Annotated in this window: 16 protein-coding genes and 1 tRNA gene; 14 read left to right on the top strand and 3 right to left on the bottom strand. The window is 69.6% G+C overall.

Annotated elements, in window-relative coordinates; translation table 11 throughout:
* Window positions 1–36 precede the first annotated feature (36 nt).
* Window positions 37–861, top strand: coding sequence for a hydrolase (locus tag JNB50_RS06950; RefSeq protein WP_208039386.1), 825 nt, complete (start codon window positions 37–39; stop codon window positions 859–861).
* A gap of 18 nt (window positions 862–879) precedes the next feature.
* On the opposite strand, the gene JNB50_RS06945 is transcribed toward JNB50_RS06950, so the two are convergent.
* Window positions 880–1206: a co-chaperone YbbN gene (locus tag JNB50_RS06945; protein WP_208039385.1), complete on the bottom strand. Its 327-nt coding sequence runs from the start codon at window positions 1204–1206 to the stop codon at window positions 880–882.
* 72 nt (window positions 1207–1278) lie between these two features.
* Here JNB50_RS06945 and JNB50_RS06940 point away from each other — a divergent pair, with 72 nt between their 5' ends.
* Entirely contained in the window at window positions 1279–1779 is a 501-nt protein-coding gene (locus tag JNB50_RS06940) for an FBP domain-containing protein (protein WP_208039384.1), read from the top strand.
* 24 nt (window positions 1780–1803) lie between these two features.
* On the opposite strand, the gene JNB50_RS06935 is transcribed toward JNB50_RS06940, so the two are convergent.
* A tRNA-Leu gene (locus JNB50_RS06935) sits at window positions 1804–1886 on the bottom strand.
* A gap of 38 nt (window positions 1887–1924) precedes the next feature.
* Here JNB50_RS06935 and JNB50_RS06930 point away from each other — a divergent pair.
* On the top strand, window positions 1925–2530 hold the full coding sequence (locus JNB50_RS06930) for an ANTAR domain-containing response regulator (protein WP_179605811.1): 606 nt from the start codon (window positions 1925–1927) through the stop codon (window positions 2528–2530).
* A gap of 82 nt (window positions 2531–2612) precedes the next feature.
* Here JNB50_RS06930 and JNB50_RS06925 read toward each other — a convergent pair whose 3' ends face one another.
* Window positions 2613–3017: a hotdog fold thioesterase gene (locus tag JNB50_RS06925; RefSeq protein WP_208039383.1), complete on the bottom strand. Its 405-nt coding sequence runs from the start codon at window positions 3015–3017 to the stop codon at window positions 2613–2615.
* Between the two features lie 78 nt (window positions 3018–3095).
* Here JNB50_RS06925 and polA point away from each other — a divergent pair, with 78 nt between their 5' ends.
* The 11 genes from polA to JNB50_RS06870 all read left to right on the top strand — a co-directional run bounded on the left by polA (window position 3096) and on the right by JNB50_RS06870 (window position 16367).
* Window positions 3096–5768 carry a DNA polymerase I gene (gene polA / locus JNB50_RS06920; protein ID WP_208039382.1) on the top strand — a complete coding sequence of 891 codons (2673 nt, stop codon included), beginning with the start codon at window positions 3096–3098 and terminating at the stop codon, window positions 5766–5768.
* Window positions 5769–5800: 32 nt separating this feature from the next.
* Window positions 5801–6256 carry a hypothetical protein gene (locus tag JNB50_RS06915; protein ID WP_208039381.1) on the top strand — a complete coding sequence of 152 codons (456 nt, stop codon included), beginning with the start codon at window positions 5801–5803 and terminating at the stop codon, window positions 6254–6256.
* On the top strand, window positions 6207–7880 hold the full coding sequence (locus JNB50_RS06910; protein ID WP_208039380.1) for a DUF885 domain-containing protein: 1674 nt from the start codon (window positions 6207–6209) through the stop codon (window positions 7878–7880). Before JNB50_RS06915 ends, JNB50_RS06910 begins: the two co-directional genes overlap by 50 nt.
* 31 nt (window positions 7881–7911) lie before the next feature.
* Complete coding sequence (locus JNB50_RS06905) at window positions 7912–8532, top strand: DUF4166 domain-containing protein (RefSeq protein WP_208039379.1); 621 nt, start codon at window positions 7912–7914, stop codon at window positions 8530–8532.
* Window positions 8529–9512, top strand: a complete 984-nt coding sequence (locus JNB50_RS06900; RefSeq protein ID WP_208039378.1) for an epimerase — start codon at window positions 8529–8531, stop codon at window positions 9510–9512. The genes JNB50_RS06905 and JNB50_RS06900 overlap by 4 nt, the downstream gene beginning before the upstream one ends.
* 107 nt (window positions 9513–9619) lie before the next feature.
* The gene (rpsA, locus tag JNB50_RS06895) at window positions 9620–11062 is read left to right on the top strand and encodes a 30S ribosomal protein S1 (RefSeq protein ID WP_208039377.1); all 1443 of its coding nucleotides are present in this window, start codon (window positions 9620–9622) and stop codon (window positions 11060–11062) included.
* Between the two features lie 161 nt (window positions 11063–11223).
* On the top strand, window positions 11224–11820 hold the full coding sequence (gene coaE / locus JNB50_RS06890) for a dephospho-CoA kinase (protein WP_208039376.1): 597 nt from the start codon (window positions 11224–11226) through the stop codon (window positions 11818–11820).
* A gap of 63 nt (window positions 11821–11883) precedes the next feature.
* Window positions 11884–13950, top strand: a complete 2067-nt coding sequence (uvrB, locus tag JNB50_RS06885) for an excinuclease ABC subunit UvrB (RefSeq protein WP_208039375.1) — start codon at window positions 11884–11886, stop codon at window positions 13948–13950.
* An 82-nt stretch (window positions 13951–14032) separates the two neighbouring features.
* Window positions 14033–14761 (top strand): DUF4129 domain-containing protein, encoded by a 729-nt coding sequence (locus JNB50_RS06880; protein WP_307794631.1) that lies wholly within the window; start codon window positions 14033–14035, stop codon window positions 14759–14761.
* Entirely contained in the window at window positions 14758–15312 is a 555-nt protein-coding gene (locus JNB50_RS06875) for a hypothetical protein (protein WP_208039374.1), read from the top strand. The genes JNB50_RS06880 and JNB50_RS06875 overlap by 4 nt, the downstream gene beginning before the upstream one ends.
* Window positions 15309–16367, top strand: a complete 1059-nt coding sequence (locus JNB50_RS06870; RefSeq protein ID WP_208039373.1) for a MoxR family ATPase — start codon at window positions 15309–15311, stop codon at window positions 16365–16367. Before JNB50_RS06875 ends, JNB50_RS06870 begins: the two co-directional genes overlap by 4 nt.
* Window positions 16368–16381 lie beyond the last annotated feature (14 nt).

Genomic DNA, 16381 nt, shown 5'->3' with positions numbered 1-16381 from the left:
TGCGGCTAGACACCGACGGAGGGTAGCGTGACGCGCATGGCCGACTGGTTGTGCGCGACGTGCGCCGTGGAGACGACACCGATCGCGACGGCGACGGGCGAAGAACCCCCGCCGTCCTGCCCGATCTGCGAGGACGAGCGTCAGTACGTCCCGCCGGCCGGGCAGCAGTGGACGACCCTGCAACGCCTGCAGCGGGAGGGCGAGCGCGTCGTCGTCACGCAGCTCGAGCCCGACCTCTACGGGCTCAGCAGCGAGCCGAAGGTCGGCATCGGCCAGCGGGCAATACTGCTGTGCACCCCCGACGGCAATCTGCTCTGGGATCCCACCGGGTACGCCGACGAGGCGGCGGCAGCGGCCGTGCAGGACCTCGGCGGCGCTGCCGTGATCGCCACCAGCCACCCGCACATGTTCGGGGCCCAGACGTCCTGGTCACGCATGCTCGGCGGCGTTCCCGTGCTCGTGAACGCGGCGGACCGGCACTGGGTGCAGCGGGAGGATCCGGCCATCCAGACCTGGAGCGGCGAGGAGGAGGTGCTGCCAGGCGTCCTCCTGCGCACGATCGGCGGTCATTTCCCCGGCAGTGCGGTCGTGCACTGGGACCGCGGCGTCGTCCTGAGCGGCGACACGGTCTTCCCCGGGCCGTCGCAGAAGTGGGTGACCTTCCAGCGCAGCTTCCCGAACGACATCCCGCTGTCGGCCGCGGTGGTGCGCCGCGTCGCCGACCTGGTGTGCGACCGGCCGTTCGACCGGATGTACGGCAACCTCGGCAACGTCGTGCCCGTGGACGCGCGGGAGGCCGTGCTGCGTTCGGCCGAGCGCTACATCGGCTGGGTCAGCGGGGCGTTCGACCACCTCACCTGAACGGCTCGCACCCGGGCGTCAGCCAAGGAAGGCGGCGAGCTCGAACTCCATGGCGGGCTTGGGCTTGGCGCCCACGAGCGTCTTGACGACCTCCCCGTTCCGGAAGACCTTCATCATCGGCAGCGACAGCGCGTGATACTCCGCGGACGATCTCGGGTTCTCGTCGGCGTTGATCCGCACGATGCGGATGCGGTCGGGGTGCTCGTCCGCGATGCGCTCGAGGATCGGCGTGACCGCGCGGCACGGGCCGCACCAGGGCGCCCAGAACTCGACGAGGGTGGTGCCCTCCGCGTCGAGGACGTCGGAGGCGAAGGAGGCGTCGGTGACGCTGGCGAGTGTGCTCATGCCGCGAGGCTAAGCCGTGCCCCCGGGGTCAAGGTCAAGCACCTGTGCGAGCATGGGACGCAGGAGGTGCCCATGGACAGCCTGACCCCGCAGGAGATCCGCGAGTCGTTCGTGAACTGCTCGCGCGCCGACGCTGCGGAGCTTCCGCTTCCGCCCGGTCTGCACGAGGTCGACTGGTCGCGCCGAGAGTACCTCGGCTGGCGCGACCCGCGCCTCCCGCAGCGCGGCTACGTCGTCATCCCGACGGAGAGCGGCGCGGTGGGGATCGTGCTGCGCGCGTCCGAGGCCTCCATGCGCTCGCACCAGCCGACGATGTGCGGGTGGTGCCAGGACGTGCACCTGGTCCGCGACGTCTACTTCTGGTCCGCGCGGCGTGCGGGCGAGGCCGGCCGCAAGGGCGACACCGTCGGAGCACTCGTCTGCGGTTCGTTCGAGTGCACGGAGAACGTGCGCCGCACGCCTCCGGCGCACTACGTCGGCTTCGACGCCGATCGCGTCGTCGACGACCAGATCACGGGTCTCGGCGAGCGGGTCCGCCGCTTCGCGCACGCCGTGGTCGGCGCCCGCATCTAGCGCGATCGGGTCGCCTGGAGGTTGTGCCGCTGGTGGGACTCGAACCCACACGCCCTTCCGGACAAAGCATTTTGAGTGCTCCGCGTCTGCCATTCCGCCACAGCGGCGCACAACAACACCTGAAGAATACCGTAGGCTTTTACCCGTGACTGACCAGGAGACCACCCCCACCGCACCCCGCCGAGTCGTCGTCGCAGAGGATGAGTCGCTCATCCGGCTCGACATCGTCGAGACTCTGCGCGACAACGGTTTCGAGGTCGTCGGCGAGGCCGGAGACGGTGAGACCGCCGTCGCGCTCGCCACCGAGCTGCGGCCCGACCTGGTCGTGATGGACGTCAAGATGCCTCAGCTCGACGGCATCTCGGCGGCCGAGCGTCTCTCCAAGAACCACATCGCCCCCGTCGTGCTGCTGACCGCGTTCAGCCAGAAGGAGCTCGTCGAGCGCGCGACAGAGGCCGGCGCCCTGGCCTACGTGGTCAAGCCCTTCACCCCCAACGACCTCCTTCCGGCGATCGAGATCGCGCTCGCCCGCTACCAGCAGATCATCGCGCTGGAGGCCGAGGTCTCCGACATGGTGCAGCGCTTCGAGACGCGCAAGCTCGTCGATCGCGCCAAGGGCCTCCTCAACGAGAAGATGGGCCTCAGCGAGCCGGACGCCTTCCGCTGGATCCAGAAGGCGTCGATGGACCGCCGCCTCACCATGCACGACGTCGCCCAGGCGATCATCGAGCAGCTCGCCCCCAAGAAGTAGCCTCCCGAGCAGCTATCCGTTCCTCAGTTTCTCCCGCAACACGCCGTGCGCGGGCGGGAGAAAGTGAGGAGGCGATTGCGGGCTACAGGTCTTTGATCAGGTTCGTGATGCGGATGGTCGAGCAGCGGCGGCCCCGGTCGTCGGTGACGGCGATCTCGTGCGTCGTGAGGGTGCGGCCGAGGTGGATGGGCGTGCAGACGCCGGTCACGTAGCCTTCGGTCGCCGAGCGCGTGTGCGAGGCGTTGATCTCGATACCCACCGCGAGGCGGCCCTCGCCGGCGTAGAGGTTCGCCGACATCGATCCGAGCGACTCGCCGAGAACCACGTACGCGCCGCCGTGCAGGAGGTCGGCCGGCTGCGTGTTGCCGAGTACGGGCATGCGCGCGACCGAGCGCTCGATGCTGAACTCGACGATCTCGATGCCCATCTTGTCGGCCAGGGCGCCGAGGCCCCGCTGCTTCACGTACGCCAGCGCGTCCTCGGTCATCTGCGGCCTCTCCCGGGTCGTCGGTGTGGTGGTGAGCGGTCGTCTGAGAGTGTCACCGGCCCCTTGTAGGCTTGCCTGGTGTCAGACTCCGAAAAGCCTACCCTTCTCGTCATCGACGGCCATTCGCTGGCATTCCGGGCCTTCTACGCGTTGCCCGTCGACAGCTTCGTCAACCGCGAGGGCCAGCACACGAACGGCATCCACGGCTTCATCGCGATGCTGATCAACCTGCTCCAGCAGCAGCGTCCGACGCACATCGCCGTCGCCTTCGACATCTCGCGCTACTCCTTCCGCACGCGCGAATATCCCGAGTACAAGGGCACCCGCAGTGAGACCCCGTCCGAGTTCGTCGGACAGATCCCGCTGCTGCAGGAGGCCCTGCACGCGATGAACATCACCACCATCGCCAAAGAAGACTTCGAGGCCGACGACATCCTCGCCACCCTCGCCCGCCAGGGTGCGGAGCAGGGCTACCGTGTGCTGCTCGTCTCCGGAGACCGCGACACCCTGCAGCTCGTCAACGACGACGTGACGCTGCTCTACCCGAACGTCCGCGGCGTCTCCGAGCTCAAGATCTACGACCCGGCCGCGGTCCGCGAGCGCTATGGCGTCGAGCCGCACCAGTACCCGGAGATCGCCGCGCTGGTCGGCGAGACCAGCGACAATCTCATCGGCATCGACAAGGTCGGAGAGAAGACCGCCGTCAAGTGGGTGCAGCAGTACGGCACGGTCGAGAACATCGTCGCGCACGCCGACGAGATCAAGGGCGTCGTGGGTCAGAACCTGCGCGACCAGAAAGAGAACGCGCTCCGCAACCGGCGGCTCAACAAGCTCCTCGACGACGTCGAGCTCGACGTCACGCCCGCCGACCTCGAGCGCAAGCCGCTCAACGAGAACGCGGTGCGCGACATCTTCGCGCGACTCCAGTTCAAGACGCTGCTCGACCGGTTGATGAAGGCCGCGGCCGAGGAGGGTTTGCTCGACGGCGCCGCCGCGGACGTCGAGCATGGCAACGCCGGCGCCGTGAGCGCGCCGGTCGTGCGCACCCTGGTCGACGAGGAGCTCGCCAACTGGCTGGCCAAGGCCTCGGCCGACGGCCAGGCCGTCGCGGTGCAGCTGGAGACCGGCCCGGCAGGGATCACCGGCTTCGGCCTGGCCGCCGCCGACGACACGGTCTACGTGCCGTGGGCGGCAGGCCGCCGCGACTACGAGGCGCTCGAAGAGTGGATCGCGAGCAGCGCGCCCAAGTACTTCTTCCACGCCAAGCCGCAGTTCAAGGCGCTGAGCCGCGCCGGCTTCGTGGTCGACGGCCTGGCGTTCGACACGCGCATCGCCTCCTGGCTCGTCAAGCCGGGAGCCGCGCCGCAGTCGCTCGCCGAGCAGGTCTACGAGGTCCTGGGCGAGACGCTGCCGGTCTCCGACCCCAACCAGCTGGTGCCCATCAACGACGCGGTGAGCCCGGCGACCGAGGCGTGGTACATCCGCCGCGTCGCCGAGGGCCAGATGATCGCGCTCGACGAGGGCACCCGTCGCGTGCTCGACGACATCGAGCTGCCCCTGGTCGCCGTGCTGGCCGAGATGGAGCTCACCGGGGTGTCGATCGACACCGCCGTGCTCAGCCGCCTCCGCGGGGAGCTCACCGACAAGGCCAACGACTACGCTGCACGCGCCTACGCCGAGGTCGGCCACGAGCTCAACCTCGGGTCGCCCAAGCAGCTCCAGCAGGTGCTCTTCGACGAGCTCGGCATGCCGAAGACCCGGTCCACCAAGACGGGCTATTCGACCGATGCGCAGTCGCTCGCCGACCTCCAGGAGAGCAACCCGCACCCGTTCCTCGACCTGCTGCTGCAGCACCGCGACGCGACGAAGCTCAAGCAGATCGTCGAGACGCTGGAGCGCTCGGTCACCTCCGACGACCGCATCCACACCACCTACGACCAGACCGGCACGAGCACGGGCCGCATCTCGTCGAACGACCCGAACCTCCAGAACATCCCGATCCGCACCGAGGAAGGCCGCGAGATCCGCTCCGCCTTCCGCAGCGCCGACGACTACGAGACGCTGCTGACCGCTGACTACTCGCAGATCGAGATGCGGATCATGGCGCACCTCTCCGAAGACCCCGGCCTCATCGAGGCGTTCAACGCGGGGGAGGACCTCCACCGGTTCGTGGGAGCGCGTGTCTTCGGCGTCGCTCCGGAAGACGTCACCCCGCTGATGCGCACCAAGGTCAAGGCGATGTCGTACGGTCTCGCGTACGGACTGAGCCCGTTCGGCCTCTCGAAGCAGCTCCGCATCGAGACGAAGGAGGCACGGGACCTGATGGCCGGCTACTTCGAGCGTTTCGGCGCGGTGCGCGACTACCTGCGCAGCGTCGTGGAGATCGCCCGGGTCGACGGCTACACCGAGACGATCTTCGGCCGCCGCCGTCCCTTCGCCGACCTGACGAGCACCAACCGGGTGCTGCGCGAGAACGCCGAGCGCCAGGCCCTCAACGCGCCGATCCAGGGCTCTGCGGCCGACATCATGAAGATCGCGATGCTCGGGATCGCCGGCGATCTGATCGACGGCGGTCTGCAGTCCCGGATGCTGCTACAGGTGCACGACGAGCTCATCTTCGAGGTCGCCCCCGGAGAGTGGGACGCACTCGAGGCGATCGTGCGCACCCGGATGGCCGGCGCCGCCGACCTCCGCGTGCCGCTCGACGTGCAGATCGGCCGCGGGGCCAACTGGGACGCCGCCGCGCACTGACGCTCGCAGGCCGGCGGGGCTACGCTTCACTCGTGGGCGAGCTGGAGCCGCGGAGGCACGAGAAGAAGGCCGTCGTCCCTCGCCGGATCCCGAGCGAGGTGGTGCCGGTTCCTCTCGCCGAGGTCCCTGATTTCGTGCGGGACGCGCTGCAGGGCACGAGCATCCTCGACCCGTTCGGGCAGGTCGCGTCGGGATGGGTGTTCTTCCAGCCGAAATTACGGTTCGTCCCCGTGGACGCCACGCACACGCGCATCGAGTTCGACGCGATCGGGAGGGTGCAGGGGGCGGAGACGTTCCTGTTCACGCAGCGCCGGGGCGAGATCCACCGCTTCTTCGTCGCGCTCCAGGACGAGCTCGACCTGAGGGAGCAGCGGCGCCGGCGGGCGGAGGGGGCGGCAGGAGCGAGCGCCGAGCTCGAGGCCTCGGTAGGGTCGGATCATGACGAACGCAGAGAAGCGCGAACCGACTCCGATCGACACGATCGCTGAGGAGTGGGTCGACACCCAGTTGGAGCTCCACCCCGAGTACCACGTCTGGCTCGGCCGACCCGGCCGCGAGGGCGAGTACTCCGACTACTCGCCGGCGGGAGCCGAGCAGTCCGTCGCCGCCGTGCGCGAGACCCTCGCCAAGATCCGCAAGGCCGAGCCGGTCGACGACATCGACCGTGTCACCAAGATGGACCTCTCCCGCGAGCTCGAGCTCACCATCGAGAAGCACGAGGCCGGCTTCGGCCAGCGTGACCTCAACGTGATCGCCTCGCCCGCGCAGGAGCTCCGCGACATCTTCGACCTCGTCCCGACCGACACCGAGGACGACTGGGCGAACGTCGCGAAGCGCCTGCACAACCTCCCCGCCGCGATGGACGGCTACATTGAGACCCTCCGCAGCGGCATCGCAACGGGCAACGTTCCGGCGGTCCGCCAGGTGCGCGAGGTGCTCGTGCAGGCGAACAAGCAGGTCGCAGACACCGGATTCTTCTTCGAGTTCACGGGCTCGGCGAAGGCCGGAGACGCCGAACTCCCCGCGTCGCTGAAGGCCGATCTGGCGTCCGGCGCCTCCGAGTCCGCCGCGGCCTACGCGAAGCTCGCGACCTTCCTGCAGGACGAGCTCGCCGCCCACGCTCCGGAGAAGGACGCCGTCGGCCGCGAGCTGTACGCTCTCGCCTCCCGAGACTTCCTCGGCGCCACCGTCGACCTCGACGAGACCTACGAGTGGGGCCTCGAAGAGCTGGCGCGCATGGTGGCGGAGCAGGAGTCGATCGCGAACGAGATCAAGCCGGGCGCGACCGTGCGCGAGGCCATCGCGTTCCTCGACGGTGACGCCTCCCGCAAGCTGCACGGCACCGACGCCCTCCAGAAGTGGATGCAGGAGACCAGCGACCGCGCCATCGAGGAGCTCGGCCGCTCGCACTTCGACATCCCGGTCGAGATCCGCCGGTTGGAGTGCATGATCGCGCCGACGCAGGAGGGCGGTATCTACTACACCGGCCCGAGCGACGACTTCGCCCGCGCCGGCCGCATGTGGTGGAGCGTCCCGGAGGGCGTCACCGAGTTCGACACCTGGCGCGAGTTGACGACCGTCTACCACGAGGGCGTTCCCGGCCATCACCTCCAGATCGCGCAGGCCACCTACAACAAGGCGCAGCTGAACTCGTGGCGCCGCATCGCCGGCACTTCCGGTCATGCCGAGGGCTGGGCCCTCTACGCCGAGCGCCTGATGGAGCAGCTGGGTTACCTCGACGACCCGGCCGACCGGCTCGGGATGCTCGACGGCCAGCGGATGCGTGCCGCCCGGGTGGTGCTCGACATCGGCGTGCACCTCGAGAAGCAGCTGCCCGACGGGTCCGGCCCGTGGACGGGCGACTATGCCTTCGGCTTCCTCGGCGAGAACGTCAACATGAACGAGGGCTTCGTGCGCTTCGAGGTCAACCGCTACCTGGGCTGGCCGGGTCAGGCGCCGTCGTACAAGATCGGTCAGCGCATCTGGGAGCAGCTGCGCGACGAGTACGCACGCCGCGAGGGCGGGTCGTTCGACATCAAGGCCTTCCACAAGAAGGCGCTCGACATCGGCGGTGTCGGGCTCGACACGCTGAAGTCGGCGCTGCTCGACTGAGCGCCCGCACTCAGAAGGGCGCGCGGCCGCGATGACCTCCCCGTACCGGGCCGTTCTCGGCTCGGCCTTCGACGAGCTCCATCCGCGGCTGCGCGCCTACTTCGACGGCATTCCGGACGGTTCGACCGGTCGGGGCATCGGCGTGTTCGACGTCGTCGGCACACCCCGCCGCTGGCTGTGGCCGGTGCTCGCGGCGTTCGCCCTGGCGCATGTGCTGTTCCCGGTGTGGGAGCACAGCGTCCTGTTCACCGTCGCGAACGTTCCGGCGACCTCCGCGGACGGCAGCCCTGCGGTGCGCGCGGTGCGTCGGTTCGAGCTGCGCGGGCGCACGCGCGAGATGCGGGATGAGATCGGCGCCGAGAAGGGCTTGATCGTCGACCGCCTCGGATCGCCGACGGTGGTGGAGGCCTGGTTCTCGGCCCGGGTGACCGACGGTGCGCTGCGGCTGGTCTCCCGCCGCATCGCGGTGCGGGCAGGACGGGCACGCATCGTCGTCCCGCGGGTCATCGCGCCGGTCGTCGCGCTCACCGAACGGTACGACGATGCGCGGGGCGCACAGGTGGTCTCCATCGTCGTGAGGGCGCCGCTGATCGGTAGGGTGTACCAGTACGCGGGCGCCTTCCGCTACGAGATCACACGGGGGAGTGAGTGAGCGAGCGGGTCGTCATCGCCGGTGCGTCCGGGTTCATCGGACGGTATCTGGCGGAGCACTACCGCGCTTCGGGTTCGACCGTGCTGCTCGTCGGGCGCGACGGCGCCGACGCACGCTGGGACGACCCTGCTGCCCTGCGCCGCGCGGTCACCGGCGCCGATCTGCTCATCAACCTCGCGGGCAAGAGCGTGAACTGCCGCTACGGCGACGCCAACCGCGCAGAGATCTTCCGCTCGCGCGTGGAGACGACGCGGGCCCTCCGGGAGGCCGTCGCGGCGTCGGACGCGCCGCCACCCGTCTGGTTCAACGCCTCCACCGCGACCATCTACCGGCACGCGGTGGACCGGCCGATGACCGAGTCGACGGGGGAGCTGGGAGCCGGGTTCTCGGTGAACGTGGCGCGGGCGTGGGAGGCCGAGCTCTTCGAAGGGGAGCTCGCCGGCACCAGAAGGGTCGCCCTGCGCATGGCGATCGTGCTGGGCGACGGCTCGGCCCTGGTCCCGCTCATCCGGCTCGCCCGGTCCGGTCTCGGCGGCCCGCAGCTCGACGGCCGCTGGTTCGCGACGACAGCGCGCCGCAACGCGGGGACCTTCCATGAGTTCCGGGCGCGCGGCGGCCGGCAGCGGTTCAGCTGGGTGCACGTCCGCGACGTCCTCGGAGCGATCGAGTTCCTCCGCGAGCGGCCTGAGCTCGACGGGCCGGTGAACATCGCGGCGCCGACGCCCGTTGACAACCGGACGCTGATGGCGACGCTGCGGCGCGTGCTCGGGGTCCCGTTCGGCCTTCCGGCCACCCGGTGGATGCTCGAGCTGGGTTCTGCCGCGATCCGCACGGAGACCGAGCTGGTCCTGAAGAGCCGGTGGGTCGTGCCGGAGCGGCTGCTCGCCGCGGGCTACGTGTTCGCCTATCCCGAGCTCGAGCCGGCGCTGCGTGACATCGTGGCCGAACGCGAGTTGCTGCATCCGCAGACCAGTCGGTAGACTAGACCGTCACTTGTGTGACATCCACATCCGCCTGCCGCTCGCGGAAGACACCCACAAAGGTTCGCGCTCGGCCTGATTTATGTCCATTACGGAGCATCCACTACATGACAACCGCAACGACCGACAAGGCACCGAAGCAGGTCGCCGTCAACGACATCGGGTCTGCTGAAGACTTTCTTGCCGCGGTCGAAAAGACGCTGAAGTTCTTCAACGACGGAGACCTCATCGAGGGCACCGTCGTCAAGATCGACCGCGACGAGGTCCTCCTCGACGTCGGCTACAAGACCGAGGGTGTCATCCCCTCTCGCGAGCTTTCCATCAAGCACGACGTCGACCCCAGCGAGGTCGTCGAGGTCGGCGACACCGTCGAGGCGCTCGTTCTCCAGAAGGAGGACAAAGAGGGTCGCCTCATCCTGTCCAAGAAGCGTGCGCAGTACGAGCGCGCCTGGGGCGATGTCGAGAAGATCAAGGAGGCCGACGGTGTCGTCACCGGTACGGTCATCGAGGTCGTCAAGGGCGGCCTGATCGTCGACATCGGCCTGCGCGGCTTCCTGCCGGCGTCGCTCATCGAGCTGCGCCGCGTCCGCGACCTGACCCCGTACCTGGGCCAGGAGATCGAGGCCAAGATCCTCGAGCTCGACAAGAACCGCAACAACGTGGTCCTGTCGCGTCGCGCGCTGCTGGAGCAGACCCAGTCGGAGTCCCGCACCACGTTCCTCAACAACCTGCACAAGGGCCAGGTTCGCAAGGGCGTCGTGTCCTCGATCGTCAACTTCGGCGCGTTCGTCGACCTGGGCGGCGTGGACGGCCTCGTGCACGTCTCCGAGCTGTCGTGGAAGCACATCGAGCACGCTTCCGAGGTCGTCGAGGTCGGCCAGGAGGTCACCGTCGAGATCCTCGAGGTCGACCTGGACCGCGAGCGCGTCTCGCTGTCGCTGAAGGCGACCCAGGAGGACCCGTGGCAGGTCTTCGCCCGCACCCACGCGATCGGTCAGGTCGCGCCGGGCAAGGTCACCAAGCTGGTTCCGTTCGGTGCGTTCGTCCGCGTCGCAGACGGCATCGAGGGCCTGGTGCACATCTCCGAGCTCTCCGGCAAGCACGTCGAGCTCGCCGAGCAGGTCGTGTCGGTCGGCGAAGAGGTCTTCGTCAAGGTCATCGACATCGACCTGGAGCGCCGCCGCATCTCGCTGTCGCTCAAGCAGGCGAACGACGGCGTCGACCCCGAAGGCACCGAGTTCGACCCGGCCCTCTACGGCATGGTCACCGAGTACGACGAGCAGGGGAACTACAAGTACCCCGAGGGCTTCGACCCGGAGACCAACGAGTGGAAGGAAGGCTTCGAGAGCCAGCGCGACGAGTGGGAGCAGCAGTACGCTGCGGCTCAGGCTCGCTGGGAGGCTCACAAGCGCCAGGTCGCCAAGGGTATCGAGGAGGCGGCTGCCGACAGCGGTTCCTCGTCGTACTCCAGCGAGTCGGGCTCCGGCGGCACCCTCGCCGACGACGAGTCCCTCGCGGCGCTGCGCGAGAAGCTCAGCTCCAACAACTGAGACACGTCTCATCCGTGAGCGGCCGGTCCTTCGGGGCCGGCCGTTCCGGCGTTAAGCGCCCGTACTTGTCCGCCGAGGGGCACGTTGTTGTCCCTTTCGGGCGCCGAGAGGGACAACAACGTGCCCCTGGGGTGCGGGCGGAGGGCGGCTAGGCTGGTGCGGTGCAGCTGATCGGACTCACCGGCGGGATCGCCTCCGGCAAATCGACCATCGCCTCCCGTCTCGCCGAGCTCGGCGCTGTCGTCGTCGACGCCGACCGCATCGCGCGGGAGGTCGTCGAGCCGGGCACGCCGGCCCTCGCCGAGATCGAGCGCACCTTCGGGGCGTCGGTCATCTCGGCCGACGGCAGCCTCGACCGCCCCGCGCTCGGGGCCATCGTCTTCGGTGACCCTGAGGCTCTGCAGAAGCTCAACGGCATCACCCATCCCGCGGTGCTGGCGGCGTCGACCGCGCGCTTCGAGGCGGCGGCCGCCGCCGATCCCGCCGCCATCGTCGTCTACGACGTCCCGCTCCTGGTGGAGTCGGCCAACGAGTACCCGTTCGATCTCATCGTCGTCGCGCACGCCGACGCGGCGACCCGGATCGACCGGCTCGTCCGGCTGCGCGGAATGGACCGCGCGGAGGCCGAGCGGCGGATCGGCTCGCAGGCCTCCGACGCGGAGCGGCTCGCGGTCGCCGACGTCGTGATCGACACCGACGGCACGCTGGAGCGGACCCGCGAGCAGGTCGACGAGCTCTGGGAGAGCCTGCGGTCCTGACCGCGGTTCCGCTCTCAGCGAGAGCAGGCCCGGATGTCGGTGGTCGTTCCTAGACTGGATGTCATGGAAGCAACGCGTCTCGTCCGTCCGTTCGAGGTCGTCAGCGAGTACGCACCGAGTGGAGACCAGCCCAAGGCGATCGCCGAGCTCGCCGCCCGCATCAACGCGGGCGAGACCGATGTCGTGCTGCTCGGCGCGACCGGTACCGGAAAGTCGGCGACGACCGCCTGGCTCGTCGAGCAGGTGCAGCGGCCGACCCTCGTGCTCGCGCACAACAAGACGCTTGCGGCTCAGCTCGCCAACGAGTTCCGCGAGCTGCTCCCCAACAACGCGGTCGAGTACTTCGTCTCGTACTACGACTACTACCAGCCGGAGGCCTACGTGCCTCAGACCGACACCTTCATCGAGAAAGACTCGTCGGTCAACGCCGAGGTGGAGCGCCTGCGCCACTCCACCACGAACTCGCTGCTCAGCCGCCGTGACGTCGTCGTGGTCTCCACGGTCTCGTGCATCTACGGTCTCGGTGCGGCCGAGGAGTACCTGGAGGCCATGGTCGCCCTGCAGGTGGGCCAGAACGTCGGTCGTGACGCCCTGATCCGGCGTTTCGTCGCGATGCAGTACGAGCGCAACGACGTCGACTTCTCGCGCGGCAAGTTCCGGGTGCGCGGCGACACCATCGAGATCATCCCGATGTACGAGGAGCACGCCGTGCGCGTCGAGCTGTTCGGGGACGAGATCGAGGCGTTGTACTCGCTGCACCCGCTCACCGGCGAGGTGCTGCAGAAGATGGACGCCGTGTCGGTGTTCCCCGCGACGCACTACGCCGCCAGCCCGGCGACCATGCAGCGCGCGATCGGCACCATCCAGGAGGAGCTCCGCGAACGGCTGCAGGAGCTGGAGCGCGAGGGCAAGCTGCTGGAGGCCCAGCGGTTGCGCATGCGCACCCAGTTCGACCTCGAGATGATGGAGCAGATCGGGTTCTGCTCCGGTATCGAGAACTACTCGCGGCACATCGACGGGCGACAGCCGGGCGAAGCGCCGAACTGCCTCCTGGACTACTTCCCCGACGACTTCCTCGTGGTGATCGACGAGTCCCACGTGACCGTGCCGCAGATCGGCGCCATGTACGAGGGAGACGCCTCCCGCAAGCGCACACTGGTGGAGCACGGCTTCCGGCTGCCGAGCGCTCTCGACAACCGTCCGCTGCGGTGGAACGAGTTCAAGGACCGCGTCGGCCAGACCGTGTACCTCTCGGCGACGCCGGGGCAGTACGAGATGGGCGTCGCCGACGGCGTGGTGGAGCAGATCATCCGCCCGACCGGCCTGGTCGACCCGCAGATCGTGGTCAAGCCGACCAAGGGTCAGATCGACGACCTGCTCGAGGAGATCCGGGTGCGCGTGGAGCGCGACGAGCGCATCCTCGTCACCACCCTGACCAAGAAGATGGCGGAGGAGCTCACCGACTTCCTCGCCGAGGCCGGGGTGAAGGTCCGCTACCTCCACTCCGACGTTGACACCCTGCGGCGCGTCGAGCTGCTCACCGAGCTGCGCGCGGGCGTCTACGACGTGCTCGTGGGCATCAACCTGCTGCGCGAGGGTCTCGACCTTCCCGAGGTGTCGCTGGTGGCGATCCTCGACGCAGACAAGGAGGGCTTCCTGCGGTCGTCGACGTCGCTCATCCAGACGATCGGCCGTGCGGCGCGCAACGTCTCGGGCGAGGTGCACATGTACGCCGACGTCCTGACCGACTCGATGAAGAACGCCATCGAAGAGACCGATCGTCGTCGCGAGCTGCAGCTCGAGTACAACCGGGCGAACGGCATCGACCCGCAGCCGCTGCGCAAGCGGATCGCCGACATCACGGACGTGCTCGCCCGCGAGGAGGCCGACACCGCCCGTATACTCGCCGGCCGGGAGCAGCGGCGCAAGAGCCCGACCCCCAACCTGCGCAACGGCGGCATCGCGGCTCAGGGCGCGGCCGAGCTGGAGTCCCTGATCGCCGATCTCAACGACCAGATGCTCGCCGCTGCGGGCGAGCTGAAGTTCGAGCTCGCGGCGCGACTGCGCGACGAGCTCTCGGACCTGAAGCGCGACCTGAGGCAGATGGAGAAGGCCGGCCACCTGGGCTGAGGCGCGGCGGGCGTCGCCGCGTCCGAGGAGTACCGACGCGCACCCGTCAGGGTGGCGCTACGGTGGCAGGGTGGGCTCGACGGTGACACGGACGCGACGACGGTGGGGTATCGCCGTCGCCGGAGCGCTGCTGGCGCTCTCCGCCGTCGCCTTGGCGTTCCAAGGGACGCCGACGTTCACCGGCCTCAGGTTCACACCGCCGACCACCGACCTCCAGCCGCACCAGGGGGAGCAGAAGGTGAGCGGGACGCCGGAACCCCAGGACATCCCGCACGAGACGCGGATCGACCTGACGTGGGTGACCTATGCCCTCGTCGTCCTCGCGGTCGTGGTGATGCTCGCCCTGCTCTGGCGATATCTGCGGCGCCGGCTCCGTCCCGAGTTCCCCGGCCCCGACGGGGAGGTCTCCGGATCGACCGACGGCGGTGTCGCGCCCGACCCGCCGGAGCAGCCGCGGCCGGAACGGGTCAGGCGCGGCCTCGACCGCGCGCTGGATCTCCTCGGCGAGGGCAGAGAGCCGCGCGACGCCATCGAGCGGGCGTGGCTCGGCCTCGAGGAGGGCGCGGCCGACAGCGGTGTGCACCGCCTGCCCGCCGAGACGCCGGGGGAGTTCGTCGGTCGGGTCGTCGCCCGGGTGGCGTCGGACCGGGCGGCCGCGCGCGACCTCCTCGACCTCTATCTGCGCGCGCGGTTCAGCGACGCGCCGGTGACGATCGCCGACGTCGGCAGGGCGCGAGCGGCGATCGAGGCGCTGCGCGCGTCCTGGAGAGCCGCTGCCGACGCCCGTGCGACGAACGGCGCGGTCCGATGACGCGGGCGCGGCTGGTCAGGCGCGCGGTCGGCTGCACGATCGCGGCAGTCGTCGTCGGTGTCGCAGGATGGTTCTTCGGGATGGACGCCCCGCACGCGGCCGGGCTCGGCGCCGTGGTCTTCGCCCTCGGCGCCGTGCTGTCGCTGCTCGGCGACCAGGCGGACGTCTCATGGCCCGTGCCGCCCCCGCAGCCCCGCGCCGGTGCGCGCAGGGACGTCGTGCAGCTGGGCTGGTCGTTGGGGGCGCGCGGCGGCCGTGTCTCACCGGAGGCCGTCCGGCGGCTGCGTGGACTCGCGGCCGAAGTGCTCGATCGGCACGGCGTCCAGCTCGACGATCCGGCCTTCGCGCGCCAGGCGGCAGACCTCCTCGGCGATGAGACCGCCGCGATGCTGCGCAAGGGCACCGCCGCCGCGCCGCGCCCGCGCGACTTCGCTGCGTCGCTCTCCCGACTGGAAGCGCTCGCCCGGGCCGGCCGCCCGGACGCCGACGCGCCGACCTCACCGACCTCAACGACTTCACCGCTCACCGTCGACACGTCAGGAGCCGAATGACCCTCGAACCCGCACCCTCCAGCACCGGCGGGGGCACGCCCCTCGCGGCGACCTCGATCACCGAAGAGGTCGTCCCGCTCGCCGTCGAGGAGGTCGCCCGCCTCGGTGCGGACGTCCTCGCCCGGGTCGAGAGCGTCGTCGTGGGGATGCGCGAGCCCTTGGAGATCGCCTTGGCCACCGTGCTCGCCGGCGGGCACGTGCTCTTCGAGGACGTCCCCGGACTCGGTAAGACGCTCGCGGCGCGGAGCATTGCGAGCGCGGTCGGTCTCGACTTCCGCCGGCTCCAGTGCACGCCCGACCTCCTCCCGTCCGACATCACGGGCTCCTTCGTCTATGTGCCGTCGACGGCCGAGTTCGAGTTCCGGCCGGGGCCGGTGTTCACCGGCCTGTTCCTGGCCGACGAGATCAACCGCACGTCGCCCAAGACCCAGTCGGCGCTGCTGGAGGCGATGGCGGAGGGGCAGGTCTCGGTGGAGGGACGCAGCTTCGCGCTGCCGCGCCCGTTCCACGTCGTCGCGACGGCGAACCCGATCGAGTCCGAGGGCACCTACGCGCTCCCGGAGGCCCAACTCGACCGGTTCATGGTGCGGCTCGGCGTCGGCTACCCGGACGCGTCGGGTGAGACGCAGGTGCTGCTCGCGCGCATCGCCCGCCGGCACGAGGTCGCGACCGTCGAGCCGGTCATGGAGGCGCGGACGCTGCTCGCGATGCAGGCCGGCGTCGAGCGCGTCGACGTCGACCCGGACATCGCCGCCTACTGCGTCGCCCTCGCCGCCGCCACTCGCAGGCATCGCTCGGTCGAGGTGGGGGCATCCCCACGGGGATCGCAGGGCCTGCTGCTGGTCGCCAGGGCGCTGGCGGTTCTCGCGGGTCGCGACTTCGTCATCCCGGACGACGTCAAGCGCGTGGCCGTCCCCGTGCTCGCGCATCGGCTGACACTGACCGTGCAGGCGTGGACGAGCGGCGTGAGCGCGGCTCAGGTCGTGCTGGAGGTCCTCTCCGGCGTGCCAGGACCTCCGGCGATCGGTGCGCGTGAACGGGAGGCCGCCCCCTGATGTCGCTGTGGTTG

Source organism: Leifsonia sp. TF02-11 (assembly GCF_017565305.1).
Classification (GTDB): domain Bacteria; phylum Actinomycetota; class Actinomycetes; order Actinomycetales; family Microbacteriaceae; genus Leifsonia.
Note: the sequence above shows the minus strand (reverse complement) of the source record. Positions and strands in the feature narration are given on the sequence as shown.